This window comes from Chitinophaga sedimenti, from assembly GCF_023156195.1.
GTDB classification, from domain to species: domain Bacteria; phylum Bacteroidota; class Bacteroidia; order Chitinophagales; family Chitinophagaceae; genus Chitinophaga; species Chitinophaga sedimenti.
In genome coordinates this window covers 5,550,530-5,577,050 of the sequence record NZ_JAKUKA010000001.1, presented here as the reverse complement: position 1 = coordinate 5,577,050, position 26,521 = coordinate 5,550,530, and the positions used below count along the sequence as shown (strand labels likewise).

The 26,521-nt window shown below is 43.0% G+C and carries 32 protein-coding genes and 1 pseudogene; 12 read left to right on the top strand and 21 right to left on the bottom strand.

The window, feature by feature from the left end:
* Nucleotides 1-39 precede the first annotated feature (39 nt).
* From MKQ70_RS32090 to MKQ70_RS32075, 4 genes are all read right to left on the bottom strand, one after another.
* Complete coding sequence (locus MKQ70_RS32090) at nt 40-510, bottom strand: hypothetical protein (RefSeq protein WP_248078899.1); 471 nt, start codon at nt 508-510, stop codon at nt 40-42.
* Between the two features lie 20 nt (nt 511-530).
* Nucleotides 531-668, bottom strand: coding sequence for a hypothetical protein (locus tag MKQ70_RS32085; protein ID WP_248078897.1), 138 nt, complete (start codon nt 666-668; stop codon nt 531-533).
* A gap of 137 nt (nt 669-805) precedes the next feature.
* Nucleotides 806-1,924, bottom strand: coding sequence for a FecR family protein (locus MKQ70_RS32080; protein ID WP_248078894.1), 1,119 nt, complete (start codon nt 1,922-1,924; stop codon nt 806-808).
* Nucleotides 1,925-1,961: 37 nt separating this feature from the next.
* On the bottom strand, nt 1,962-2,507 hold the full coding sequence (locus tag MKQ70_RS32075; RefSeq protein WP_248078891.1) for an RNA polymerase sigma factor: 546 nt from the start codon (nt 2,505-2,507) through the stop codon (nt 1,962-1,964).
* 410 nt (nt 2,508-2,917) lie between these two features.
* Between MKQ70_RS32075 and MKQ70_RS42975 the strand changes: the two genes are divergently transcribed.
* The 7 genes from MKQ70_RS42975 (at nt 2,918) to MKQ70_RS32045 (ending at nt 9,349) form a co-directional block, all read left to right on the top strand.
* Nucleotides 2,918-3,436 (top strand): TlpA family protein disulfide reductase, encoded by a 519-nt coding sequence (locus MKQ70_RS42975; RefSeq protein WP_372490048.1) that lies wholly within the window; start codon nt 2,918-2,920, stop codon nt 3,434-3,436.
* A 7-nt stretch (nt 3,437-3,443) separates the two neighbouring features.
* Nucleotides 3,444-4,064, top strand: coding sequence for a hypothetical protein (locus tag MKQ70_RS32070; RefSeq protein ID WP_248078889.1), 621 nt, complete (start codon nt 3,444-3,446; stop codon nt 4,062-4,064).
* Nucleotides 4,058-4,252 (top strand): hypothetical protein, encoded by a 195-nt coding sequence (locus tag MKQ70_RS32065; protein WP_248078886.1) that lies wholly within the window; start codon nt 4,058-4,060, stop codon nt 4,250-4,252. Before MKQ70_RS32070 ends, MKQ70_RS32065 begins: the two co-directional genes overlap by 7 nt.
* A 242-nt stretch (nt 4,253-4,494) precedes the next feature.
* Complete coding sequence (locus MKQ70_RS32060; RefSeq protein ID WP_248078883.1) at nt 4,495-5,799, top strand: SusC/RagA family TonB-linked outer membrane protein; 1,305 nt, start codon at nt 4,495-4,497, stop codon at nt 5,797-5,799.
* Nucleotides 5,781-7,199 (top strand): TonB-dependent receptor domain-containing protein, encoded by a 1,419-nt coding sequence (locus MKQ70_RS32055; RefSeq protein WP_248078881.1) that lies wholly within the window; start codon nt 5,781-5,783, stop codon nt 7,197-7,199. The genes MKQ70_RS32060 and MKQ70_RS32055 overlap by 19 nt, the downstream gene beginning before the upstream one ends.
* 284 nt (nt 7,200-7,483) lie before the next feature.
* Nucleotides 7,484-7,984 (top strand): hypothetical protein, encoded by a 501-nt coding sequence (locus MKQ70_RS32050; protein WP_248078878.1) that lies wholly within the window; start codon nt 7,484-7,486, stop codon nt 7,982-7,984.
* 66 nt (nt 7,985-8,050) lie between these two features.
* Entirely contained in the window at nt 8,051-9,349 is a 1,299-nt protein-coding gene (locus MKQ70_RS32045) for a RagB/SusD family nutrient uptake outer membrane protein (protein ID WP_248078875.1), read from the top strand.
* A 431-nt stretch (nt 9,350-9,780) separates the two neighbouring features.
* Here the strand turns inward: MKQ70_RS32045 and MKQ70_RS32040 are convergent, their stop codons facing one another.
* From MKQ70_RS32040 to MKQ70_RS31970, 15 genes are all read right to left on the bottom strand, one after another.
* Nucleotides 9,781-10,104 carry a hypothetical protein gene (locus MKQ70_RS32040; RefSeq protein ID WP_248078873.1) on the bottom strand — a complete coding sequence of 108 codons (324 nt, stop codon included), beginning with the start codon at nt 10,102-10,104 and terminating at the stop codon, nt 9,781-9,783.
* 36 nt (nt 10,105-10,140) lie between these two features.
* Nucleotides 10,141-10,461: a hypothetical protein gene (locus MKQ70_RS32035; protein ID WP_248078870.1), complete on the bottom strand. Its 321-nt coding sequence runs from the start codon at nt 10,459-10,461 to the stop codon at nt 10,141-10,143.
* A 63-nt stretch (nt 10,462-10,524) separates the two neighbouring features.
* On the bottom strand, nt 10,525-10,842 hold the full coding sequence (locus tag MKQ70_RS32030) for a hypothetical protein (RefSeq protein WP_248078867.1): 318 nt from the start codon (nt 10,840-10,842) through the stop codon (nt 10,525-10,527).
* Between the two features lie 125 nt (nt 10,843-10,967).
* Nucleotides 10,968-11,420: a MauE/DoxX family redox-associated membrane protein gene (locus tag MKQ70_RS32025; RefSeq protein WP_282456910.1), complete on the bottom strand. Its 453-nt coding sequence runs from the start codon at nt 11,418-11,420 to the stop codon at nt 10,968-10,970.
* Between the two features lie 349 nt (nt 11,421-11,769).
* Nucleotides 11,770-12,114 carry a hypothetical protein gene (locus MKQ70_RS32020; RefSeq protein WP_248078862.1) on the bottom strand — a complete coding sequence of 115 codons (345 nt, stop codon included), beginning with the start codon at nt 12,112-12,114 and terminating at the stop codon, nt 11,770-11,772.
* A 186-nt stretch (nt 12,115-12,300) separates the two neighbouring features.
* Nucleotides 12,301-12,627, bottom strand: a complete 327-nt coding sequence (locus MKQ70_RS32015) for a hypothetical protein (protein WP_248078859.1) — start codon at nt 12,625-12,627, stop codon at nt 12,301-12,303.
* A 202-nt stretch (nt 12,628-12,829) separates the two neighbouring features.
* The gene (locus MKQ70_RS32010; protein ID WP_248078856.1) at nt 12,830-13,069 is read right to left on the bottom strand and encodes a hypothetical protein; all 240 of its coding nucleotides are present in this window, start codon (nt 13,067-13,069) and stop codon (nt 12,830-12,832) included.
* A 320-nt stretch (nt 13,070-13,389) separates the two neighbouring features.
* On the bottom strand, nt 13,390-14,409 hold the full coding sequence (locus MKQ70_RS32005) for a helix-turn-helix domain-containing protein (RefSeq protein ID WP_248078853.1): 1,020 nt from the start codon (nt 14,407-14,409) through the stop codon (nt 13,390-13,392).
* 228 nt (nt 14,410-14,637) lie between these two features.
* On the bottom strand, nt 14,638-15,780 hold the full coding sequence (locus MKQ70_RS32000) for a homing endonuclease associated repeat-containing protein (protein ID WP_248078851.1): 1,143 nt from the start codon (nt 15,778-15,780) through the stop codon (nt 14,638-14,640).
* A 637-nt stretch (nt 15,781-16,417) separates the two neighbouring features.
* Entirely contained in the window at nt 16,418-16,756 is a 339-nt protein-coding gene (locus MKQ70_RS31995) for a hypothetical protein (RefSeq protein WP_248078848.1), read from the bottom strand.
* Nucleotides 16,757-17,515: 759 nt separating this feature from the next.
* Nucleotides 17,516-17,977 carry a hypothetical protein gene (locus tag MKQ70_RS31990; protein WP_248078846.1) on the bottom strand — a complete coding sequence of 154 codons (462 nt, stop codon included), beginning with the start codon at nt 17,975-17,977 and terminating at the stop codon, nt 17,516-17,518.
* A gap of 265 nt (nt 17,978-18,242) precedes the next feature.
* Nucleotides 18,243-18,542: a hypothetical protein gene (locus MKQ70_RS31985; RefSeq protein ID WP_248078843.1), complete on the bottom strand. Its 300-nt coding sequence runs from the start codon at nt 18,540-18,542 to the stop codon at nt 18,243-18,245.
* A complete protein-coding gene (locus tag MKQ70_RS31980; protein ID WP_248078841.1) occupies nt 18,512-19,549 on the bottom strand; it encodes a phage exclusion protein Lit family protein in 1,038 nt (345 codons plus the stop codon). Before MKQ70_RS31980 ends, MKQ70_RS31985 begins: the two co-directional genes overlap by 31 nt.
* Nucleotides 19,546-19,986: a hypothetical protein gene (locus tag MKQ70_RS31975; protein WP_248078839.1), complete on the bottom strand. Its 441-nt coding sequence runs from the start codon at nt 19,984-19,986 to the stop codon at nt 19,546-19,548. The genes MKQ70_RS31980 and MKQ70_RS31975 overlap by 4 nt, the downstream gene beginning before the upstream one ends.
* A 668-nt stretch (nt 19,987-20,654) precedes the next feature.
* Nucleotides 20,655-21,296, bottom strand: a complete 642-nt coding sequence (locus tag MKQ70_RS31970; protein WP_248078837.1) for a type 1 glutamine amidotransferase domain-containing protein — start codon at nt 21,294-21,296, stop codon at nt 20,655-20,657.
* Nucleotides 21,297-21,523: 227 nt separating this feature from the next.
* On the opposite strand from MKQ70_RS31970, the gene MKQ70_RS31965 reads away from it, so the two are divergent.
* A complete protein-coding gene (locus MKQ70_RS31965; protein WP_248078835.1) occupies nt 21,524-21,973 on the top strand; it encodes a Crp/Fnr family transcriptional regulator in 450 nt (149 codons plus the stop codon).
* Here MKQ70_RS31965 and MKQ70_RS31960 read toward each other — a convergent pair.
* Nucleotides 21,970-23,334, bottom strand: coding sequence for a sigma-54-dependent transcriptional regulator (locus MKQ70_RS31960; RefSeq protein ID WP_248078833.1), 1,365 nt, complete (start codon nt 23,332-23,334; stop codon nt 21,970-21,972). The two genes, MKQ70_RS31965 and MKQ70_RS31960, sit on opposite strands and share 4 nt — an antisense overlap.
* Before the next feature lie 267 nt (nt 23,335-23,601).
* Here MKQ70_RS31960 and MKQ70_RS42970 point away from each other — a divergent pair.
* The 4 genes and pseudogenes from MKQ70_RS42970 to MKQ70_RS31935 all read left to right on the top strand — a co-directional run bounded on the left by MKQ70_RS42970 (nt 23,602) and on the right by MKQ70_RS31935 (nt 25,993).
* Nucleotides 23,602-24,023: pseudogene (locus MKQ70_RS42970) on the top strand (DNA-formamidopyrimidine glycosylase family protein).
* The gene (locus MKQ70_RS31945) at nt 23,981-24,166 is read left to right on the top strand and encodes an Fpg/Nei family DNA glycosylase (protein ID WP_248078827.1); all 186 of its coding nucleotides are present in this window, start codon (nt 23,981-23,983) and stop codon (nt 24,164-24,166) included. The pseudogene MKQ70_RS42970 and the gene MKQ70_RS31945 overlap by 43 nt, the downstream one beginning before the upstream one ends.
* Complete coding sequence (locus MKQ70_RS31940) at nt 24,163-24,378, top strand: Fpg/Nei family DNA glycosylase (protein WP_248078824.1); 216 nt, start codon at nt 24,163-24,165, stop codon at nt 24,376-24,378. The genes MKQ70_RS31945 and MKQ70_RS31940 overlap by 4 nt, the downstream gene beginning before the upstream one ends.
* Nucleotides 24,379-24,541: 163 nt before the next feature.
* Complete coding sequence (locus tag MKQ70_RS31935) at nt 24,542-25,993, top strand: PepSY-associated TM helix domain-containing protein (RefSeq protein WP_248078821.1); 1,452 nt, start codon at nt 24,542-24,544, stop codon at nt 25,991-25,993.
* Nucleotides 25,994-26,143: 150 nt separating this feature from the next.
* Here the strand turns inward: MKQ70_RS31935 and MKQ70_RS31930 are convergent, their stop codons facing one another.
* Nucleotides 26,144-26,506: a DUF4142 domain-containing protein gene (locus tag MKQ70_RS31930; protein ID WP_282457805.1), complete on the bottom strand. Its 363-nt coding sequence runs from the start codon at nt 26,504-26,506 to the stop codon at nt 26,144-26,146.
* Nucleotides 26,507-26,521 lie beyond the last annotated feature (15 nt).

The window sequence follows — 26,521 nt, the reverse complement described above, 5'->3', positions numbered from 1 at the left end:
ATATTTTTATATATGGCACCAAACACCTGAAATTGACAGTCACCTTTTCTTCCCACGCGCATTACCAGGGGGTAAAGGCTTTGCCTGTTGCTGTTGCTTTTCCTTTTTAAGGAGATAAATATTGGCAGCCACTTCCATCACCACTATATTTTCAGGGGGAATATTGGTATTAAGAATTTTGTGCCCCTTTTCCCGTCCTTCAGCTACATATTTACCCATCAAATCAGCCAGCCTCCCAAAATTCTCATCTGTTGACAAGTAATACTCGACAGGTTTGCTTAGCCTCGTCAATAGATAATAGGTCTCATCCTCTCCGATCAGGATACCATGTTCCATATCCTTTTCCATCGCCTTTTTATTTCTTTTCGCTATAAATTCATCCACCAGAGCATCTACTTTGTAAGACAGATAATCTGACTTATCCCACGTCTTTACCTTCCAGGGATCCGGATCCGGGGACTTTAAATGCTCGTCCTTCAGATACTCTGCGGCTTTATCCATCAGTTCCATGACAGCTTCAGACTCAGGGGTTAGCCAGTCATCCCTCCCCGACCATCATTTTTAGCTTTTGCCACTTTCTTGCCTTCTATCCACAAGTCCGCCGAAAAAGCATTCGTCTCCTCGCTCATTTCTTCGTATACGCGAAGTCCCTTTAGAACAATCTTCATATCGCTGGTTTTCAGCGAATATGGGTAAGAGTAAGTTTTATTGAAGCTATATCCTGCTATGTAGGATATAAAAAAGACGGGTAGGGGAAACAAGGTTAAGCAAATTGCTTTCAGGCAATATCCAGATATGAAAACGGCTATTTTATGTGTATTACACTATCCTTGTCGAAGTAATAATCTACCAGACCAAGACTCTTTATCGCATTTAAACTATGGGTAACAGGCTTGTTTCGCTCTATGGCGCCGGTGAAATGGTGCTGCTTCCAGACATTATTGTCAAATTGCACATTGACGCCAAACCAACGAGGGATAACTTTAAAGACTTCTTCCAAGGGGGCGTCGGAGAAGTAATACACACCTGTCATCCAGCCCAGCACCGTCATTTTATCAAATGAAGTGGCCAGCAATTTTCCTGCAGGTCCATAGACAGCCTGTTCACCAGGTACCAATGTAAGCGAGTCAGCTCCCCGGCCAATCTTAACCCGGCCTTCAACAAGGGCCACCTGCTCCGCATTTTCTCTATAGGTATTAACGTTAAATTCTGTACCGATCACCTTTACTGCCGATGACCGGAGTTTAACAACAAAAGGCTTTTCTGCATTCTTGCTTACCTTAAAATAAGCCTCGCCCTGGACTGAAACGACACGATCCCCATCCCCGAAAGAGGTGGGAAATATTAATGTACTGGCCGAGTTCAGCTTTACATCTGTACCATCAGACAATGTAATTTTATACTCCAGGCCGGGTGGTACCTGTAAAATCGCCTGCTTCCCTTCCAAATTCTGGCCTGATACCGTCAAGTGGTCTCCTTCATTGGCCACCACGGCATCGCCGAACCGGTTGGTTCCTTTATTTATTGCCAGATCAATGATCTGCCCGTCGGGCAATTGCAGATTTATTGTGGGTTTCTTCCGGGCGGCAGCAGATGGAGAAGCCACCTGGCGATTTGAATTCATTAAAACGGTCGCTCCCAAAGCCAGTCCGCCAGCAAAGACAGCGGCAGCGGTCCAGTACCAGCCACGGCGAGTTTTAGGAGGTTTTGCCGCAGACATGGTTTGCTCAAATGCAATAACATGATCCAGCTTGTCCAACTCCCCGGCAATATCGGTACCGCTATGAATATTCTTAAAATCCTCGTACAGGAGCCGATACTCCAGCTTTTCAGCCAAAAGTTTATCCAGCAGGATCTTATCTTCCGGCGATATATCACCATTTAAATCGTCCGTTACTAAACGATATAGATCATCCCTTTCCATAAAATATATATACACGCGAGCTGGCTTTTGGTAACCATTAACGGCCAAGTTTACCCAGCGTCTCCCTGATGATCCTTAAACCTCTACTAATATTGTTTTTAACACTGCCCTCCGAAATATTATTCATTCGGGCAATTTCTTTACAGCTGAACCCATGCTGATAACGCATTCTAACAGCATGCTGGCTGGCAGCCGGAACACTACTAAAAGCAAGCTCAAGACTTACTCCCAACTCTTTGTTCTCCATCCAGCGTGGCTGAATCACCGGCTCTGTTGGCTCAACCTGGCGCACATAACGATCATGACTTCCCCTCTTCCGATGAAGGTTAGAGCAAGCATTACGCACAGAAGTAATAAGATAGCTTTTCGGATTGGCATCGCAATCCAGATTTGCCCGCTTTTCCCACAGGTTGGCGAATGCCTCCTGAACCACATCACGGGATGACTCCACGTCTTTGAGTTCATAATAAGCAATAGTAATCATGCGCCTGAAATATCGGGAAAATAACTCCTTAAACGCTGATTCGCTTCCTTGCTGCAGCTGGCGCCATAAATGGTCGTCGTCCAGATCACTTGTTTGCATAGCAACGATTTATCGTTTCATTTGACAATAATGTTGGTCTGATTGCTTTGGCTATGATAGGAGAACGGACGTAGATGAATATCCATATTTAATGAACATTATTCATGGATAATATCCTGCCAAATTTGCTTAATGCTTATTGGATACTTTCTGACCGGTGAGACCACCAGGTCATCATATCGATAAAGCCCGCAAAGGGACTCACTATATTCAAAGAACCGAAAAATAACCCAATTGTTTTAATTTTTAGTTAAAAAAATGTTATCCAGGCTAAAAAAGGTCAAAAAAATACCTTTTTGAATGATGACCATTTCGCCGATCGCGTGTATACATATCATATACTGAGAAAAAGGGCCCCTACCCTTTACTATTAAATCATGTGAAATGTCCGCGTAGGACTTCGGCAAACTATGGAGAAAACAGCGAGAATACAGCTACTTAGCAGGCTGGCGGCCTTGACGGGTCTGACCTTTGCCTTATCGGCTCAGACTGGAATCTGTCAAAAATCAACCAATCCAGACCAGAATGTTAATGGCTTACAAACGCCAAACCTTAAATGGCACACCGTAGTTAACCACCCAAGCCCTACGCTGGACCTTTCTCAGTACCGTGGCAAAATAGTCATATTGGACTTTTGGAATACATACTGCGGCGCCTGCATTAAGCAATTCCCCAAAATGGATAGTATTCAGGAAAAATATAAGGATGACCTGAAGATCGTATTAATAGATTCAAAGGCATCTGAAGATAAACCTGAAAAAAAATCCTTAAGACTTTTAACAGGGTTTCGGATAAAATTGGTAAAAAGTTCGCCCTGCCAAGTGCCTATGAGGATTCAACGGCCAACAAAATGTTCCCACATAAATACATTCCTCACTATGTTTGGCTCGATAGAGAGGAAACCTTATTGCGGAAACAAATGCAGATGAAATTTCTATGCAGAATGTTGAGTCCGTAATAAATAATAATACTCAGGTATTAAAACCCAAAAAGGAGATCAAATTAAATCTTAACACTCCGATATTTTCATCCGTAGTTGAAAAAGCCTTACCTGTAAAATTCATAAACCAGTCCATTCTTGCCGGCAATATTGAAGGCAGCGGGTCATCATTGGGGATGAATATGTATGATGACCTAAATTTAACGCAGATTTTTGCAATCAACATGTCTATAATGCAAATTTACGAATTTGCTTATCCTGAAATCTTTGATTATCCGGGCAAATTATTAATTATAGATGTCTTAGATTCATCAAAATATATACTTCCTGCCGACCCTTCACGAGACTGGGAACGACAAAACACATATACTTATGAACTACTTACACCAGTAAAAGGTAGAGATTCTGCATTGGCAGTAATGCGAAAAGACCTCGAAAGGTATTTCCCGGTAAAAATTAAGAAACAAATTAAAGAGATTAAATCATGGTCCTTAACGACCTTAGATTCCAACTTAAGCAAAGCTAAAGCAGGCGAAAAAAAAGAGACAATCTGTACATTCAAGACTCTACAACGTCGAAGTATATTCGAAACAAGCCATTTAAGTCATTGGTGGTAGCTTTGAACCAAATAAATGATACTCCTTTTGTTGACAATACGGGAATTACAACTGATGTAACAATGGAATTACCTAAAAATCTAAAAGACTACAACGCACTACTTGCTGTATTAAAGAAATATGGAATTAAAATGGAACTTAAGGTTCAAGGAGTGGAATTTATGGTGTTTACCGACAAAACTAATTAAAAAAAGGGCGACAATAGATTTTATCACGAAGACAACTTCAACTTTAAAAGTATGCTGCCAGCAATCATTCCCTCCACTTCCGCTTAAGTCAGAGCAATTAGATAAAACGAGCGTGTAAGGTCATGTTCACCAGAGAGTAAGAAATCCCATATCGGGAATGGGAATACTATGCTCCTACTCACAAGTAGGCCCGACTCCGTGCGGCAATAAGACAATCAACTAAAACATCAAAGCCTATTATCATGAAACTAAGGGTAAATCAACCAAGAATTTACAAGGCCCTATTGCTTATAACCTATGTCTTGTTAAGCATTACGGCGAAACCACAATCCAATCAAGCATTTAAAGAGATCACTCTTAAAGCGGAAAACATCACCATTGAAAATCTATTAAAAGAACTGACAAAACAGACAGGATACAAGTTTTACTATTCCAATGCACTTGTAGATCATACCCGCAAGATTACATTGAACGTCGTAAAAAAACCACTTGAAGAAGTTTTAATGCTCTCTTTTCAAGGTACAGGTATAGGATGGACATTCAATGACGGTTATGTTTCGATTATGCCAAAACTTGAAAAACCTAATACTCCTGAAGGCACAAAATCCATTATAAATGTCACTGGAATCGTCCGGGATTTAAATCAGAAACCTGTTGCAGGTGCCACAGTTCTTATACAAGGCACAAGGATTGGAACTGCTACAAATTCAGACGGAGAGTTCTCTATTCAAAGCGCACCGACTAACAGTAGCCTAATTGTAAGTAATGTAGGCTTTGATCCAATTACCGTACCTGTAAATGGCCAGGCTTATATTAAAATCGAAATATCACCCACCGCCACAATGATTAACGAGGTCACAGTGGTTCATACGGGATACCAAGACATACCGGCAGAAAGAGCGACAGGATCATTTACAAAAATTGACTCCAAAACTCTTAGCCAACAGGTAGGACCAAACATACTAAACCGGCTGTCGGGAGTTGCCAGTGGTGTATTATTCTCAAAAGAAGGAGTAAATCCTAAATCTAAACTCAATATGTTTGTCAGAGGTCAATCCACCATAAATGGTCCAGGAGACCCGCTCATAATATTAGACAACTTCCCATACGAAGGAGATATCAATAATATTAATCCAAATGACATTGAAAGCATTACCATCCTAAAAGACGCAGCTGCTGCATCTATTTGGGGAACTAAAGCAGGCAACGGTGTAGTTGTAATAACAACGAAAAAATCAAAATACAATCAAAAAACAAAAATTGAATTTAATAGTAACATCACCGGTATTCAACGCCCCGACCTATTTTCCATCCCTCGAATGGACAGCAAAGACTTGGTGGACGTAGAAATATTTCTATTTCAAAATAAGTATCGTTTCACAGACACATCGAACAGAAACAAACTGCCATTTACCGAGGTCTACGAGACACTCTTTAAATATCGAAAAAAACAAATATCAGCAGCGGACTCGGCATCTCTTATAGACAGTTATAAGTCACAAGACGTACGAAACGACTTCCAAAATATATGTATCGTGCACCATTAAATCAACAATATTCAATTAGCGTATCAGGGGGCGCCCCCAATATTAGTTGGTACTTCTCGGGCGGGCTCGACAAAAACATCGGATCGCTTTATGAGAATTACCGTCGAGTAAATCTGAGGACTGACAATACCTTTACAATATTTAAGGGCGCACAAGTTAGAACCGGTCTGGCATATACAAACAGCACGACGGAAGGAGGCAGAACAGCCTATGGCAGTATAAGTGGCCCTTCATTCTCAATGCCACAATATACGAGGCTATTTGATGATAACGGCTCAGCAATACCACTATATAAAGATTACAGGAAGGTATACCTTGACACCACCGGCGCCGGTTTATTGATGGATTGGAAATATTATCCCGGCACAGATTACAAAAATCTATCCGTCCAGAATAATCTACAAGATTTTCTTGGAAACATTGCATTGTCATACAAAGTTGGAGACTTTACATTTGACGGCCGGTATCAATACGAAAGCCAAGTAACTGATGGCAAATCCGTGAGCAATGCCCAAAGTTATTCTGCACGAAATTTTATAAACTTTTACTCGCAAGTTAACAGGACAACTAAGACAGTCAAATACGCGGTGCCTGTTGGCGGTATTCTTGATCAATCGAATGGGAAGCTGATAAACCACTCCGCACGCGCACAGTTGGGATATTCTAAAAGGTGGTCTGACCACAATATTGCAGCAATCCTCGGTACAGAATTAAGACAAACCAAAGTAAATCGAAGTAATTTTAGGACATACGGATACGATGATGAGATCCTTACCAGCATCCCCACTGATTTTGTAAATCCTTATCCAACATACGTTACCGGCGCAACAGGTTACATACCGAACAACAGCGGATTTGCGAGAACAACCGATCGGTTTGTATCTCAATTCGCTAACGCCTCTTATTCTTATAAGGAGCGCTACACAATATCTGCAAGTGCAAGAAGAGACGCCTCAAATTTATTTGGCCTAAATACAAATGACAAATGGACCCCATTGTGGTCAGCCGGCTTAGCTTGGAATACTTCGAAGGAGGATTTTTACAAGTTAGACTTACTTCCACTACTGAAAATACGAGGAACTTTCGGCTACCAGGGCAATGTGGATCAAAGCAGAGCGGCCATTACCACAATCACCTACACCGGCTTAACGAGTAAATATACACAACAGCCGACCACCAACTTCATGACATTCTATAATCCGGAATTAAAATGGGAAAAAGTTGGGACATATAACTTAGGAATCGACTTTGGTTTCAAAAACAACTTTTTGTCAGGAAGTGTAGAATTTTATCAGAAAAATGCGAAGGATCTGTACTCAAGCGTAGAAATTGACCAAACCCTTGGTCTTGGTAGATCAGAACTTCCAAAAATGTCGCTACACTGCGTACCAAAGGATTAGACATTACCCTAAATAGTATTAATATAGATGGTAATTTTAGGTGGACCACAGGTTTAATATACTCTTATTCAAAAGATGAAATTCTTGAATATTACTTCAACAATTACGGACCTGCCGCCCTTCAGACAGGAAAGGCACTGGCAAAGGGTAAAAGTATATATGGTGTTTACTCACTTCCTTGGGCTGGCCTGGACCCTAACACGGGCGAGGCAAGGGGATATTTAAAGGGAGTTATTAGTAAGGATTATGGAGCACTTGCAAGCGGAGACAAATCTCCAAATGACATGACATATCATGGATCAAGAATTCCCACAAGTTTCGGCAGCCTGAACAATACCTTCAGTTTCAAAAATATCTCACTGACAGCATTAATTGCCTATAGATTTGGGTATTATTTTAGGGCAAATTCAATTGACTACAATGTTCTCGTTAGGCAAGGTGTTGGACACAGCGATTATTATAATAGATGGCAGAAGCCCGGTGATGAGAAGATCACAAATATCCCATCATTTCGTTACCCAGTCAATACAAGTGCAACAACCTTCTATACCTTTTCAAGCCCATTGGTCGAAAAAGGAGATAACATAAGATTACAATTTGTGCATCTAAATTACGAAATGAATCGCCAGACTTTAAAAGCATTGCCATTTCAAAAGATAAATTTATATGTCAATATAAGTGACATCGGTATTATCTGGCGAGCAAATAAGAAAGGAATCGATCCAGACAATCAAGGGATAAAAACTCCAACCAGGTATGCCGGAGGCTTAAATTTTACACTTTAAATTATTTCGCATGAAAAAAACATATGGCTATATAACTCTAACATTATTATTAACGCTGGCTGCAGGATGCAAAAATATTTGGACGAACCTACAGATTCCTCCCAAGTCCCAATCAGAAACTTAATGGACCTACAAGGGTTGATCGAAAATCAGATATTTGTAAATTTCGCAGATCCATTTAACGGTGAAGCACAGGCAGACAACTATTATCTGACGGATGCAGATTATGATGCTTTAACTCAACAACAAAAAAATCTTTACAATTGGTCTAACGATGATATCTATGAATCAAATATAACGGAGTGGGGATATGCCTACGACCTCATTTATAAAGCAAATACAATCTTGGATAATTTAACAAGGATTGAGAGAACAACTATAAATCAAAGGACATGGGATGATTTAAAGGGGCAAGCTCATTTTCTCAGAGCCAAAGCATTACTTCAACTATCTACTGTTCATCTCCTTGCATATGACAAAATAAACGCTAATAATACTCTTGGACTTCCATTAAGATTAGGAACAGATATTAACGAAAAAATCGAAAGAAGTACGCAAGAACAAACCTTTAACCAAATACTTACGGATCTAAAAGCAGCGGCTCCTTTGTTGCTAACTTCTCCGATAAGTAAAGTAAGACCCAGCAAACAGTCGGCATTGGCTCTGTTGGCAAGAACATACTTAGGAATGCAAGAGTATGACAGCTGCTTTAGTTATGCCAATCAAGCCTTAACGATTAATGGTAATATTTACGACTATAACCTGGCGTCTCCAACTGCTGCTCTTCCATTTGCTCCAGAGCTCAGCAATCCAGAAATCTTTTACGCGTCTACAGGCTACTATAATTATACAATGAGTCAGTATACAATGAAGCCAGATACTGTCCTCTACAAATCTTATAAAACAAATGACTTACGAAAAGTTATTTTCTTTGAGGCCACAGGACTGCACAATTTTAAAGGCTTCTATACAGGAAACTCAAATTTCTTTTCGGGAATAGCAAGCAATGAGGTATATTTAATGAGGGCGGAGGCATCCGCAAGAACCGGCAAGATTGAACAAGCCTTATTGGATCTAAATCTTCTACTTGTAAAACGATACACTACAGGCACATTTGTCCCGATTACCGCAACTAACGCTGAAGAGGCATTGACGCACATTCTTGAAGAAAGAAGAAAAGAACTTCCGTTCTCGGGGCTGCGATGGTTCGATATAAAAAGGCTTAACCAGGTAAATGGGAACATTTCGCTTAAACGGTCTATCGGTGGAAAGATTTACAATTTGCCAGCAAAAGACCTGCGATTCGCAATAGCGATTCCTCCTTTCGTGATAAGATTGTCCGGCCAACAACAAAATCCTCGATAATTTTAATAACGAAGTAGCAAGGCACCGGGAAACCGGTGCTTTCTTCTTTATGGGGCTAAGGTCACCCTGTTTATAACTACATTTGCACCAATTGCGACCAGGCGAGCATTTATATTTCCCGAGACGGCAGCAAGAGAGGCAGCAAGGTCGGCTTCCGTGGCAATTACGGGATGTCCAACTACGCAAGGGTTTGGTCCGGCACCGGGACATAGCTCGTTTACATAAATTCTCCATCCAGAAGATACATAGTAATCAGAAGCACTCGTACCCTGAAAATAAAAAAGGTTGTGTCCCGAAAAGACTTGGCACGCACTACAGACACGGACAATGCACACAAAACTGCCAACAGAAATATTAACTGTCTCATGGACACTGGATTTAAGTAAGGAATAGTAGTTGGATTTATATAGTAAATGACAAAAAGCGGCCCCTCAAGGCGCTAAAGTGGTCCTTGTCGCAATAATAAATGCTCCAATAATAGTCAGTCTTTGGCTTATTGTCCCAACTTCACTTCCGAGAGCATCCGCCAGTGATTCCGGAGTGTCGATTGTTGGATGGACTATGGCACATACATATGGGCCATAACCTTCACAATATTCAGTTGTAAGGACTTCCCAGCCTGAAGCGTAATAATAGTCTACAGCAGTTGATCCTCTAAAATAAAATGTAGTTGCAAACTTGGAGTTCTCTTTTTGATAGCCTAAAGCCGCACTGGCAATAAACAAAGCCAAAATACTTGAAAAATACTTCTTCATAATCTCTGATTGAGGATGATCAAACAATTTAATGCATTATAATATCTTATAATTTAGAATAACAGCTCCAATATTTGTAATGCGTTCATGTATTGATGAACCCGAGGCAGCAGCCAAAGCCTCAACTAATTCTTCTGGAGTAGATATAATTGAATGCGAAACTATAGAAGGCATGTTTCCCACATAGCTATATGGTTGCGTTGTATAAAGCACCCACCCATCACCTCCAGAAACAAAATACTGTGAGATAGTATTCCCATTAAAATAAAAAGCGGTACTTGTCTCCTTTCGGCCAGATGCACGAAGGGAAACTGAAAGCATCAAGCCAGCAATCAATAACTTTTTACTTAACCACATTATTCAAAGAGATTAAAAGAGCATCGGCTAAGCCGATGCTCTTTACATTTTTGTCCAAAATAATTATGGAGCTACAGTAGGTCTTGCTTCAACGATAGATGCACCGATGTTAGCAATTTTCGCCTGAATTGTAGAACCTGTTGCACCAGCAAGCGCAGACGCTAAAGCAGCAGGAGTGCTGATAGATGGGTGCGAAACTGTGCAAGGATTAAGACCAGTGGCGGGGCAAGATTCGTTGTCCAGCTCTTTCCAGCCTTCTTCTTGATAGTATGCATTTACATCTGGACCTTGGAAATAGAATGTAGTAGTTTTGTTAGCAGCGGTAGATATACCAACAGCGGCAATGAGCAGAGCGGCAACGCCTGTGATGTACTTTTTCATGGATTAAATTTTATGGATAATTATGAGACCTCTGGTTTTTAGGTACAGAAGCATTGACCTTTTTAACGAACTTATTTGCAACTAAATCCGCCTTTTTGCTAAATCAGCATCTTGCTGGCAAGCTCTTATCGAGGTAAAGGGTTGGACAATTTATATTTGCTCTTACCATGATTGACATTACGAAGCATAAACCATGATAATATAGCAGAAACAGAAAAGAACAAATTGAAAAAGAAGTGTTCCGTCCAGTTCATTTGAGAAATTACACCTCCACAGGAGCATGGCAACTCTTCACCACTTAAGAGACTTACTCCTACATAAATTGTAAAGAAACTCATCAAAGCGCCACCTGCAAGCAGGCCGACACGACGAAAACGTGGAATGAACAGCAGTAGGGCGATCGCAAGTTCTATCAATGGGATAGCCCAGGCAATTATCTCACTAAATGTTGCTATGTTTTTCTGATATGCAATTGTATTTGCAAAACGGGTATGATCTGCGAGTTTCATATATCCTGTATACACAAAAAGTACAATTAGCAATAAGGAAGTTAGCTCTGGAAAAATCTTGCGAAACATAGGAGTAATCAATTAAACAGTTAACGTTATGCTCCAAAATCGTGGAAACTACTGTGGGAAAAAAACATCGAAATCTATACAAAAGGTTGCATCTATATGTCCTGGTTACTGATTCGAAGGTTAACGATTCTTAAGCTATATATTCTGTGTCTATCCGCTTACAATGTAAAAGTCCTATTTATTAATCTAAAAAGCGTGTACGATTTGGACCAATTATCGTGAACGTTTTCGCTTTACTTTCGTTTATGCCTATTCATTCACAATCTTTTTCTCGCATTCGAAATTAAATATCGTTTAAGAATACTCTAAACAGCCAGCATCAGCCAACCGATAATATAGTCACCTTACTTCAATAAGGACCTACAGTAGGCCGATGAATGACAACAGATGCACCGATGTTATAAATTTTTGCATGAATAGTAGATCCTGATGCATTTGCAAGAGCATCTGCTAAATCAGCGGGAGAGCTAATATTGGGGTGCGAAACAGTACAAATTTGATTACCTATGTCTGGACAGGTTTCAAAATCAAGTATCACCCAACCACTTTCTTGATAATAATCGGAGACATTTATACCTTGAAAATAAAATTCCGTGGCTGTATTTGCAGCAAAGTTGTTGAAAGAGATTCCAACAACGGCAACAAGCAATGCAGCAATGGCAGTGGTGATTTTTTCATAGTTTTTGTTTTTCATTGACTACATTTCTAAGTAGATCATCGAGACAGCATATACATCTTAAACTAAATTTTCTTGCCTGAGATATTGTCATTTTCCAAGCTGTTTTACTCGAGCATTTAGAAAAGAATACTTCAAATGCAATGCTGAAAAGGTATTTGGTCTTATTTAAACCATCTGTGGATTACCCATGGCCATTACAATTCATGGCCCTACTATAGTCCTTGTGGAAATTATGGTTGCTCCGATGTTTGCTAATTTTGCCTGTATAGTAGAACCCGATGCAGCCGCCAAAGCAGAAGCTAAAGCAGCTGGAGAGCTAATATTAGGGTGCGAAACAGCACAAATTTGAGTACCTGTGTCTGGACAGGTTTCAGACTCAAGTATCGCCCAACCACTTTCTTGATAATAATCGGCGGCACTTGAACCTTGAAAATAAAATTCCGTGACAGTATTTGCAGCAAAGTTGTTGAAAGAGATTCCAACAACGGCAACAAGCAATGCGACAATGGCAGTGGTGATTTTTTTCATAATTTTTGTTTTTCATTGACTACATTTCTAAGTAGATCATCGAGACAGCATATACATCTTAAACTAAATTTTCTTGCCTGAGATATTGTCGTTTTCCAAGCTGTTTTACTCGAGCATTAAGAAAAGAATACTTTAAATGCAATGCTGAAAAGCTATTTGGTCTTATTTAAACCATCTGTGGATAACCCATGGCCATTACAATTCATGGCCCTACTGTAGGCCTGGTGGCAATAACGGTTGCACCAATGTTTGCTAATTTTGCCTGTATAGTAGCACCCGACGCAGCCACCAAAGCAGAAGCCAAAGCAGCAGGAGTGGTGATAGTGTTATGCCCAACAACGCAGGGGTACGTGCCGATATGGTCGCAAAATTCACCATCCAATTCTGTCCAACCACTTTCTTCATAATAAGCCGCAGTACTCACACCCTGAAAATAGAACATCGTAGAAGTATTTCCATTCCCGTTGGAGCCAAAAGAAATACATGCAGATGCGATTAGCAGAGCAGCAACACCGATGATATTTTTTTTTCATAAAATTTTAATTTTAAGATTATTGAGAAATACTCATCAAATTATCGGCATTTTACAATGCCGTAATTCCCTTGACATTAGTGAAAATCCTTTCACATATTCTTCCATTACCTATCTTAAGCTATACTTAGCTGTAAGTAATCTTTTAACCCATCTCTTCCGATGTAAAAGTCCAATTATTAGACATTAAATTCGTGTACGAATTAGATCAATTATGTGAACGTTTTCATCTATTCTTGATCACTATTACCAGACTCTCGGTATAGGCTGGGCATCCGCTTTCCAAGTCGTTTAAATATTCGATTCATGTGAGAACGGTCGGAAAATCCGACATGGGCGGCTATAGTATCCATAGAATACCTTGTGTGCTGCAAGAGCCCAATAGCTTCATTTACCCGGCATATCTGTATGTACTCTTTAGGAGACACTGATTTCACATCCTTAAACCGACGTTCAAAAGCACGAAGTGTCATTCCTGCATCCCTGGCCAGTTCTGGCATGGACTTCGGGTTATTAAAATTCAATTCAAGGTATTCTGCAGCATTCAGAATATTCCCCGTTGGAGAAAACTTTCCCATTTTCGTCTGCATTGACACAGACTCTTGCAACTGCTTCAGAAATCGAAGTAACAAATCTGTTATTTTGTGCTGAAAGTATACATTATTATAGCTTCCTATTTTACTACTACTGAATGCCGATTCTAAAATGCGAATCATCTCTTCTGGCATTTCAAATTCCGCCAACATCTCTGATGATGGATTATTTGCCTGTAACCAAGTATAAGCCAGTTGCAAATCCGGATGCTGATGGCAGAAATAAGATAAATAGGTAGATGAAAATGAGAGATAATATCCCTTATATGATCCTGTATTTAACGTGAATGCCCCCATAGATCCTGCAGGCATATAGTAGAACCCATATTTCCCTGGTGAAAAAACCAATTTAGACTTTCGGTCAATAAGATTATTTACTTCTCCCTTAAGTGAGAAATGGAGGCCTGTAAAAGCCAGGTTATTAAAAGTATGGAACTTTTGAAGGCGCTTTATATCAAAACGGAATATTCCGAATGTCCAGTCCCGCTGAATAAAAGTTTGGCTAAAGTGACAGCCGAAATCCCCTTCCACATAGTTAATCCTGGCTCCTTTGATAATTTCTCGTCGGTATGCATCAGGTATATTTTGTGGTTTTTCGACCTGGGCAGACATAGGTAGCCTGATCGCAATTTCTGTTGCAATGAATTCTGGGTACATAACAATTCAATCTGTTTCGTTAAAACATGATTTTTTTCCTTAATAGAAGTAAAGTACGCATCAAAAACTGCTCAGTTATTTATTGTTCTACTGACTCAATAGTCCCCGGCGACGTGGTAATACATCAGCATTGAAGTTCTGAATAGCAATGATAAGACCCAATACTGCAACAGGTTAGCAGCCAGGAGAACAAAAAAATTGGAGATGAAAAAAGTGTGATTTGAGGATTTAATCCTTTGTGGAGATTTGGGAATTTGGTGGGTTTAGAACATCTCGCCAAACTGCGGATAGACACGTCACTTTAAAATACCTCAATAGTGAACTCAGACTTGGTAGAGCGGGATCCGCATTGACTTCTCTGGAGGTGAGAATTTTGCCTTTCTTAGCATACGCCGCAAGCAGCTTTTCAGTTATCTGTTCCTTTGTGAACTTATGCTGTCTTTTTTCCAAAGGCTGAAAGCCACACTCAAGGCGCAGTTGGTCCATTGTACCAAATCTTAACAAGTATACATCTGAACTACTAATCTCCTTTGAAGAATCAAGTGCTGTACTTGGTGCCCCGTTAGGATATCCATACTTGTGGGAAAAAACTATATATTGTTGTTTGAGGCGATCATTTGTATCCGTAACTGCGATCGGAGTTTTATTTACTGGGGTTAGCCGTATACTCTTTATAAACTTATTGTAATTGTTTACATGCGATAGTACAGTCAAAGAAGATACACCTAAACTTTTAACAAGGTCACCAAGGCTCGGAACCTTGCCGCAATCTTCTATGTACCTATTCACCTCCTTAGCAAAGAAACTTTTATTGAATGAAAAACGGTTAAGGCTAACCCCAGCCAGCTTCAGAACATCCTTCCGGGAGCCGAATTGGATCTCAAGCTCCTCCAAAGCAGGAAGGGCCCCTCTTTGACTTTTATATACGATAGAAGATGGTGTACCGCTCCCTTCAATCAATGTCTTTATAGATGAGAGAAGTACCTTTTCTGCGCGCATCTCTTCATTTGTTCTCTCGCGGTTAAACGGCAAGCCTGCCCATTCGAGCACTTCTGACCACCTATTTAAACCCAAGGATTTCATGTACGTTTTCTCATCATACAGGCCCTTTGATCTATACAAATCGTACACTGTTGGGCTCCGACCTTCCTTTGAAACGAAATTCTGCAAACTGGCCTTCAGCTTTGTTAGAGGAACGCTTTTATCAACCACGATTGCCACCCCTGCAGCTTGCAGAGCATAGTTCCAACCAGAAAAAGCCTTCTCTATTTTTCGGGATATGCCGGGCAGGTCCCTTTTAGTCGGCGCCCGGCCATTGGTTTCGTAAAATCTTTTCAAGACATCGATGTATTCCTCATTTGTAGTGGACATTTTTCTTGGATTTATCGATAATAACCTCAGTATAAAACGATTAATACTGCTTACTTAACTACCGATGGACATTTATTTTATATCAAAATTAGAAGGAAAGCAGAAGTTTTACATCGGGCCGTTTATTATAAACCCATACTTTATACATGACAATTTCCAGAACACTCGTCATTCCAAAGCCTATTATTAGAATCCAAATCTACTTTATCAAGAGGAATTAGACTTCGGTGTAGGAAACAGGGTTGCTCAATTCCCCTCTGGGTGCTGTTTCTAATAGCATTATCGACCTCCACGGCATATTGGAAGTCGACGGGAAATAACCTTTTCAGTCTTGCCCAACTGGCGTCCGACTGGTACGGACAGAACACGCAACTGCTTTTTTCGGGAATTGGATACTGATTTTGCCTGTACCAGGCGACTACATCTGTCCGGCTCATCGGAATTCCCCATGCAATTCGGCGTCCACCACCATCGCGGGTAAATTTAAATCCTGTAAATGGGTAAACGTGAATCTTCCACGGGTTTCTCGGTTGGTTCATACGATCCACCTCGTCTATCGTAATACCTTTCCAAACTTCAGTTTTCGGCCGACGAGCTCCTTTCTCCAAACCATATAAGTCCCGAATAGCATCATCAACTACCGGATCTTGTATTCATTAGTACATTGTCGCCGTAGCATTCCCTGAGATCCATCCGAATTTTGGGTATATGCCGGAATGGAGGCAAACCGCTTTTTTCCGCTATTCTGGCCTTCAAGCAGGTCCGCGTAAAGATTTTTTTCAGAACGGACGATAATATCAATTCCATTATTAGCCTTTGCCCAGATCATCAACTTGTCCAGATAGGCATACGTCGCCGTCTTTTCCCGACCTGTATCCGCCACAATGGCATAGTCGGCCCTGGGTAATTGTCCCAAACTGGACATGTAATATAATGCCACTGATTGAACACCCAGGCCAAGAGAAATAATTGTCATAAAAAGATTTTTTATAACAGGCCCCAAACTGGTGTGGAAATGAGAGGTACTGAAGTGAAACAAGAATTTTGAAGGGTGAGGGCTATGTGTCGGGAAGTAAATATCGAATTTTGAGGAAATAAAAGTCCGAGATAGCATTGATTACCCGAACACTTAAAGACATTTGTTCAAACGACAATTCTGTCCTTCAACAGGGACAGCCTCATTAAGCTATAGAAAATAAAAAGGTGACCTTCGCGGTCACCTTAATTGAATTTTCCGTTAATGAAGTTCTTTGAAACGCAAGTTTGAATAAACGTCATCAGATGTTCAAAGTAACCCTCGCTTAAAATTTCGCTACGACACGAAGTCAACCTTAGAAAAAGCCACAAATCACTATTATTCACAAACTTATGCTACCAAAATACTTGCTAATTTTTTTAGATCATGCAAGAAATGGTTCGAAGATGGTACCTTGTGGGGTACAAGGTAGGAACAGATGAAAGTCTGTTCCTATTTTTTTGATATAAAACAGATTAATATTGGCTGATGGGGTATTACTCTTCTACGTTCGAAATACCGTAGGTGACCGTACGGGAATGGAGCACATCTGGCCACTGCACCCTTAAATGATTAGGCTCATTAGATTGGGCTTGTTTTCTCCGTAGAGCCGCGATTTCAGACATCTGAGCTTAACGTTATTTATAACTCCAGATTAACTTATTTTCATTATTTAGACCTGCCCATTTTCGGCAGAACAGGAATTCATAAGATAACTATTTAGCCTATCTCTTCCTTTTTAACAGGCTGACTTACGCCTGCAGCCTGTCCGCTGACCAGATTACCCACTATAAGCGTGCAGCAAAATCCGTTCTGAAGAGCAACAACGGTAAGCCCGGCAATACTCACTGTAGCCAGAGATTGCCATATAAGAGCAAATACTATTGGTGCACTGACAATGCCTATCCATAAATCAACTGAAGAAAGCAGCCCAGTAAAAAATTTTCCAAGGTTTGGAATTCTCTTTGTCCCTTTCTCACGAAGTGCTTGTAACGCCCTATAAGCGGAACCCAGAAATACACCAATTAGTGTCACAGTGAACCCATATACTGCAAAAAGCACGTTTTTTTGAAATGGTACCGATTGGGCACCAAATGTACGCTGATGGGTGTTGATCATTAGCGACCAGATCAAAAATCCAACGATCAGGGCCACCGGAAAAACAAAAATCTTCTTATTCATGTTGTTTAGTTTTATTATAATCTATTAGAAAACATCTTTTTGTTCCCAGTATAAAATATAGCGCCTTGCCGCCAATGCCTCCTTTGAATTTTTGCTCTTCGTCACCGGGATAAAATGCCGGGCTCACAGATTCAGTTCGCAAATCAAGCAGGTAACATAGATCACTATTCCAATTTGCGATAAACATATCGTCTCCAATAGAAGACACTCTCTGCTTATACATGTAGGGGAGGTTGATCTGTTCCACTTTTCTCGCCCGATGTCTTTAGTTAGAAACTCTATTCGTTTCAAAAAACGGGGATTTCCCAGTTGATCGATCTTCCACAGCAGCCGGAGGTATTGACGTCGCCCGTTTTTCGACTGTAGTGATATAAACATCTAATGCTGCGTTTTGGGAAAATAGCAGCAGATTTTCTCCTCCATTAAAGTGATTATCATAAGTATTTGCAGCAAAGAAACTGTCCGGCAGATTGAATAATACGGACTTTTTAACTGCAAGATTTTCCCCGTCCAGTATCACCACGCCAAGCCTTTCTATCGTATCCTGCTTAGCTCTAAAGCCCATACCCAAAAAATTACCGTTGGGCAGCGGATGAAGATTGTCCAGCTCCACTGAAGACAAGTGGAATTTATCAGCAATTGACTCTTCAAGCTGCTTTTGTGTTTTGGTGGCTCCCCCTTTGCTGAAACGCTTTTTAGTTCTCCACCAGCAAGAACATACACATTGGGTGAGGGCATAGGACCATACACAACAGTGCCCGGCGTTTCAAATGCGTGGTCAAAAGTATCGGCCGGTAGCATTCTGAAAGCATTCTTCTCAACGGCGTATAAACGGTCGGTTCCCTTTTCCAGGCAATATGTACCGGCATTTTTCAGGGAAAACAGAATAATATCTGCGCTTGAGTCCAAGGAGGCTTTAAACGGAATTAGGTCTGCTGGTTGCTCGTTGTAATGCCATAACCCAGAACCAGCATATTGTCGTACTTTAGCAAAAGGAATTTGCGTATAGCCGTTAAATTTTGTAGAAATAAAACGAACGCCTTCAGGATAAAACGCTGCATCCAGAATACCGTCGTTGAGCGTAATCTCAGCTATATCATACCGACCAATGAGGGACTGAGTAACTGCGATTGTTTTTTGCAAGCGCCTGGCTTTAGCGACAATATCGGGACGAATATCAGGAAGAGCGGCGATCTCCTCTGCTACTCCGTTTATCCGATCCAAATAGGTTGGGTGTGCATCATCTGAATAATATTGGGAATAAGGTGACAAGCCAAATTGCATGCAGAGTAGAATTGTTTCGGCCATATAAAGAATAGCAATAGCGGCATCTTCCTTCTGGGTCGCATTATCGAGTGTTATCTCTATAATACTGTCTGCCTTTTTACGTACCATTGGATTAGCCTGCAACAACTTTCCGAAAATAGTAAAGGCATATCTGTCTGCATCCTTTTCTTTCTGTCGGAACTCCCTATCCCCTTTGTTTTCATAACTGAGATTACCGGCCGATCCGTGTCCCAACTCATGATGTCCGAGTTCATGCAGCAAGACATAAGCCAGGTATACCTTCAAAAAGGCATATCTTCTTCCAGTATCTCGAATCCTACTTGCGGAGCATAACTCATCCAGTCGGAAGACCGGAGTAGCGATATATCGATGAATACCGCTTTGATGGCTGCATCATATACAGCATTTCCCTGCTGGCAGTTGGTGAAAGACGATGTCTGATGATCTGTGATAAAAAAATGAAGTCCGTTGTCTGCAGCATCCGCCACATCGAAAGGCTGGTTGATAAAAACCTTTTGCTTTAACCCGGACACCGTCGCTATTGTATTAATGATACTGTCGAAATCCCGTTGCTGCGACATTGATAATGCTGGAAAGCGTTTTTGTGAAAGCAATAAATTAATCTCCCGAATCCGTTGCTGATACGCACCCGGACTGACATAGAGCCATGTCAATAGTACGGCTATAATGACTATGAATAAGATCTTTATCCAGCGATTCATAGATTAAAGTATAAGGGGCGTGTGTTACGTTAATAACATTTTTTACTTAAATAAGCAGTGGGGCTGGCAGTAACCTGATCAGAAACCTGAAGGAGAACAGAAAAAGCAGGAAATACCGAGAAGCAAAGTCAGCGACGAATATCAGATGGCAGTTACAGTGTGCTAGTGTTGCAGTAGTTACAGGGTAAAAGCCGTCGCCGCCCATGATCCGACGACCGTACAGGAAAGCGGGCCCTTATAGAGAGCTTCTCATGCCCTACACTAATTAAATATAATATAAATATCTAAGCGACTAAAAGTGAGGCTAACTTCTTCAAATCGTGCAGAAAAGAGTTCGGTTTTGGTACCGTACGCGGTACAAAGGGTTGCTCACTGAGCAGCCCTTTTTCTTTTTAAGTAATCGCCAGCAGCTCGAAATATTCATCGTTTTCATTTCCTCCACCTCATCTTTTATCAACGGCCGTATAACGCTTCACAAATTCAATCCATTCGCTGCCTGAACAGGACATTCGGTTCGCACGGAATCTTTACAAAAACGGGGAACACCGCTCACCGTTTAAACATCCTTTACTTCACACCCAGCGCAGAAAGCAACTTTTCTGCTACAAGTCCCGCCGACGAAGGGTTCTGACCAGTAATCAACAAGCCATCCTGCACCGCGAACGCGCTCAATCGGCCCCGCGTTCATACTTTGCGCCATGTTCTTTCAACATATCTTCCAGCGAAAAAGGTGTCATATCCAACGCACCGCCGGCCACTTCTTCTGTATTGGTAAAACCGGATACAGTTTTGCCGTGTACGAACCAGGCGCCATCTTTTGTTTTCACGTTCTTCAACACCGCCGGAGCATGACACACCAGCGATACAGGTTTGCCCTGCTCATAAAAACGACTGATCAGCGCAATGGAATGCTTATCATCTACCAAATCCCACATCGGGCCGTGGCCACCGGGATAAAACACGGCGTCGTAGTCGCCTGCGTTCACCGTCGACAAAGGCAGTGCGCTGTTCAGCTTTTGCTGTGCAGCCGGATCGGTTAAATATTTTTTAACAGAAGCGGTCTGCATGTTTTCGGCAGTGCTCTTCGGGTCCACAGGCGTTTTCCCGCCGCGTGGCGAAGCGATGGTCACCGCTATTCCTCTGGCAGTCAGTTCATAATACGGCGTGGTAAATTCTTCCAGCCAAAGACCGGTTTTACCAACACCTTTTACTTCACTGAAGGATGTCACCACGAATAATACTTTTTTAGGGGCTGCAGTTTCAGGTGTGTTGGGCAGCACAAGGCCCAACAGTGCAATTAAAAATGTCATATCTAAAAAATTTATACAAAGCTACAGCGGTTCCGGACGTCCATAAAGGACGTACCTCACTGTTTTGATGTGACGTACATCACAGAATAGCTTTATTTTAGCAACATGGAGCACCTGTTTACCGCCCTCCGGGAACACCTGAACGCGCTGGTCGAATTTTCCGACAAGGAATTCGACTATATCGCTTCGCATTTCCAACCAAAAAATTCAAGAAACACGCGATCATCGTGCAACCCGGCGATATGGTCCAGCATGAATATTTTGTGGTGAAAGGGCTGCTCAAAACCTTCCTGACAGACGACCTGGGTAAAGAGCACATTCTGCAATTTTCGATGGAAGACTGGTGGGTATCGGATTACCAGGCGTACAATACCGGCACGCGGGCTGTATACACCATACAATGCCTGGAAGATGTGGAGTTACTTTATTTTACCCTGGAAGACCGTAATAAGCTCAGCGCCGAACTGCATAAATTCGAACATTTCTCGCGACTGAAAGTTACTTCAGGATTTTTGCACATGCAGCGGCGTGTGATGGCGTTAATGACCAACGATGCGCAATCGCGGTACAGGCAGCTGTTAGAGCAATACCCCTCGCTGTTTCAGCGCGTCCCCAAGTCGCTGATCGCCGCTTACATTGGCGTATCGCGCGAAACATTAAGCAGGCTGCAGATTTAAAGAGCTTCTTTATCGATGCCCAGTTTTTTGATGCGGGAGTTGAGGGTGGATACGTTCATGTCCAGTATTTCAGCGGCACCGCCCGGACCGTAAATCTTGCCGTTGCATTGGCGTAATACTGTGATAATATGCTGCCTTTCGTTTTCCTCGAAGGTTTTAAGTCCGCCCGAAAAAGCTTCGGAAAGACTTACCGGCAAAGGTATTTTTTGAATGATTTGATTTTCGCTTAACAACACCGCCCGTTCCAGCGTATGTTCCAGTTCGCGGATGTTGCCCGGCCAGTGATGCGCCCTGAGCTCATCCAATGCCTGTTTACTCAACGTAACACCCTGCCTGCCGGTGCGGGCGCCGTACAACGCCACAAAATATTCCGCCAGCAAAGCAATATCGTCCCTTCTTTCACGCAACGGCGGCAGGTTAACGGGAAACACGTGAATACGATAATATAAATCCATCCGGAAACGACCTTCGGCCACCTCCTTTTCGAGGTTGCGGTTAGAGGCGGCTATGATGCGAACATCTACTTTTTTGGGAGAAGCTGATCCGATGCGGTCCACCTCTTTTTCCTGCAACACCCGCAGCAGCTTGGATTGCAGCTCCAGCGGTATTTCAGAGATCTCATCGAGAAAAATAGTACCGCCGTCGGCCTGCTCAAATTTGCCGATGCTCTTTTCACGCGCGCCGGTGAAGGCGCCCTTTTCATAACCGAATAAAATAGATTCGATGAGTGTAGCCGGCAATGCGGCACAATTCACCATTACCATCGGCTTACGGCGACGGGGCGAAATAGCATGCAGGTAACGCGCCATCACTTCCTTTCCCGTGCCACTTTCGCCGGTGAGGAGCACAGCTGTATCTACCGGCGCCACAATTTGCAGCTGGCGTAACACTTCCTGCAACTGCGGACTATTGCCCACAATGCCGTGCGACTGATCAGGCGTAGCGGGCGAAGCCGGTTGTGGCGACTGCCGGCGCGTGAGGGCGTCCGAATTATGCAGATGCAGGTAACGGGCAATTTCCAGGCTTACAAGCACATCTTTCTCCCGGAAAGGTTTTACCAGGAAACCATACGGAACGGTAGCCTTCGCGGCTTCCAGCGTAGTTTTATCGGAATTGGCGGAAAGGTAAATGAAAGCAATTTGCCGTTTGCGCAACTCCCTGGCCAGATCGATGCCGGTGGCTTCGCCACGGAGAAAGATATCCAGCAGCACAAAATCCGGCATTTCCCGTGATATGATCGTGAGTGCTTTGTCCACGCTCGCAGCGATTCCACTCACCACGTACCCGGCGCGCTCAAGCAGCAATTGCAGGTTGTTAGCCTCAATAAAATTATCCTCGACGATCAGAATTTTTTCGCTCATAAAACCGGCACAAGATAGGATGAAGTTAACTAAATACGCGCAGGATAAAAAGCCGGCCCCTTTCGAACACCTGCCTGAACTAAGCAGTGGGACCGGTGTTAACGCATCCTAATATTTTTTAGCGAAAATTTATTTACTTATCGGATTCAAAACCAGGACAAGCCCCCATTTGCCACACGATCATTGTGAGCGCTATGTTACCTGTGGCATGGAATATGTGCCAATGAATACTAATATTCACCACGTAAGAAAAAAATCACGCCGATCATGCCGGAATTACCCGATCTCGAAGTATTCAGTCACAACCTTCAGAAAATATTGCACGGCAAAACCGTTTCTGATACATACCTTAAAAGTGGCGCCAATACAAAAACCTCCGCCGCCGCCTTCCTTAAAGCCCTGCGTGGCCGCCAATTAAAAAGGTGTACCGCGAAGGCAAAGAGCTGCGACTGGCCTTCGACGAGGAGCAGTTACTGGGCATTCACCTCATGCTGCACGGCAAATTGGTTTTTACAGATGATGCCGCCGAGGAGAAACACACTATTTTCTCGCTTTCTTTTGAAGATGGAAGTAGGCTCTCTCTTACAGACTACCGGGGCATCGCCAATCCCACGCTGAACCCACCCCGGGCGAAGCCCCGGACGCCTTGTCAGAGGAGTTCACACAAGCCTACCTGGCGCAAACACTAGGCAAATCACGGGCAGCCGTGAAAAACCTGCTGCTAGACCAGCACGTGGTACGCGGCATCGGTAATGCATATGCGGATGAAATTCTGTGGGAGGCAGGTATTTCGCCTTTCTCGGTGGCCAAAGCCATCCCCGAGGCCCAGTGAAAGCCCTGCTGAAAGCCATTCGTCATGTGCTCAACGAAGCCATCAGACAAATTCGCAAACACAAACCGGATATCATCAGCGGCGAGGTGCGCGATTTTCTGAAAATTCACCAGCATCATACGAAGGAAAGTCCCGGCGGCGCGCCGATTCAGCAACAAACAAAGGGCGGCCGCAAAACATATTTCACCGCCGAACAAACATTATACGAATAGCCGTTTTCCTTTTTAAGCAAGAGATTTTCCCGATCCGTCTTTTTGCGGAAGCAGCAGCGGTTTAATTTCGCTGCAGCTTTTTAAGCGAGGGACATTCCCGTTTTGCGCTTTGCTTAACGGGAGTGTACCCGCCTACCCAAACTTCCGCGAAAAGATCAACTTAATGAAACAGAAAAAACGTCTTAAATGGGCCAGACATCAACAAAGATGGTTTGGCAAATGGCACTTGTACCTGGGTATTATCGCCGGCGCCATTGTAGCATTTACGGGAGTTACCGGCAGCATTCTTGTTTTTGATGATGAAATAGACCGGGCCCTGAACCGCGAACTGTTTGAGGTGACGGCGCAGCAACAAAAAATCCCGCTGGGTGACGTTATCCCGCTTTTTCTTCAAAAGCACCCGGAAGCGCACATCGATTATGTACAAAACTTGGAAAATGGCCCCAACGACGCCTACAGCGCTTACAACTTCAAAACGGAAGAACAGTTTTTCATCAACCCATACACCGGCGATTTGTCGGGCAAACGCATTTACGAAAGCAGCTTTATCCACATTGTTACCGACCTGCACCGGGAACTCCTGATTCCTGTCGCCGGACGTTACATTGTGGGACTGGCCACACTTTGCCTGTTAATTCTCACGATCAGCGGTCTCCGCCTCTGGGTTCCCGACAAATGGAAATGGAAGCAGCTGAAAGCTGTACTGACCGTAAAGTTTAAGTCGGGTTTTAAAAGACAAAACTACGACTGGCACAATGTACTTGGCTTTTACACAGCTCCCGTAGTCAGCATACTTTCGCTCACCGGCGTGTGCATCACGTTTTCTATCTTAGTCATTCCCCTGCTTTTTATATTGAGCGGTAAGCCCCCACAGGGCGTGGCCAAATTGCTCGGCGTGAAAAGCACTTATCAAGAGGGCGCCACACGAATGGCTCCGGCGGAAATTGTGCGCATTGCGGAAACAGCACTGCCCGGCAGTCGCGCCGCCGGCATTGCCCTGCCGAAAGATTCAGACACCACCGGCAATTATCGCGTGGACCTCATCGGCAAACGTCTGCCGGTCGGTGGCAACCGCGAAATGATCATGATCGATCAATACAGCGGCAAGATACTTACTAACAGCCGGCAGGACTTCCCCGATGTGGGCAACGCCTACCTCAGCTGGCTGACGCCCATCCATTACGGCGCTTTCGGTGGCCGCCCCACCCAGGTGTTGGCTCTGCTGGGCGGCCTTATGCCATTAGTATTGTTCATTACCGGCTTTATCATCTGGTGGCCGCGCTATAAAAAACAACGCAGGAATGGGGAGGGTCCGCGTAAAGCAGTACCACCGCCTCCGCAGGCAGACCTCAAAGGTTTTTCTTGGTTTTTCTATAACTGGAAAAGGGGATTGTTGTACGCCGCCTGGTTTGTACTGCTTGGTGCAGTCATGGGCGCTCTGTACGGATTAATCAGCGGGATTGTAATACAGCCAGCGGTTTTCACACTGCTGTTCACAACGGTATTCGTGGTAATCAACTTCGTAATTGCCCTGCCGGTATTCATCATCGGCCTTCCTTTCCGTGCCGCACGGCGGCGGATCACCGGTACTTCGCATTGTCACTTTCATTTTTGATAGTCTTCCTGAGCGTATATTGGTTACTAACCGCCACCGGCATCAAATACTTTTAAAAACAACACGGACTTGCGATATCGCCGGCCCGTGTTGCTGACTGTAAGCCCGGCGCGCCCCAATGGGGGAAATGTTCCACACCGGCCTGCGGACTTAATGCACCTGTAATTTCAGGCGCTGAACATGGTCGTAATGCATCCGGATTTTAGGAAGATATTTTACAGCATACGCCCTCACGGAAGGCGAGTTGCTACTATCCACCGCCATCTCAAACAAGGTAATTGTTTTAGCGTGATCGGCAATTTGCCCATTGATATACGCCGTATCAAAGGCCAATCCGCTCAGTGCCGCCAACATCATCTGCTGCGCCAGGTGAAGTGAATCCGGCGTGTCGGGCAAACTGAAAGCCCAGTTATTGGAAATAGACTCCAGTTCCGCTTGTGCGGTACTGTGATCGGCCACCATCATCTGTGCAAATACATTAACAGAATCATTGACAGAAATAGAATCGGCCAGTTTCCCCCCATTTCC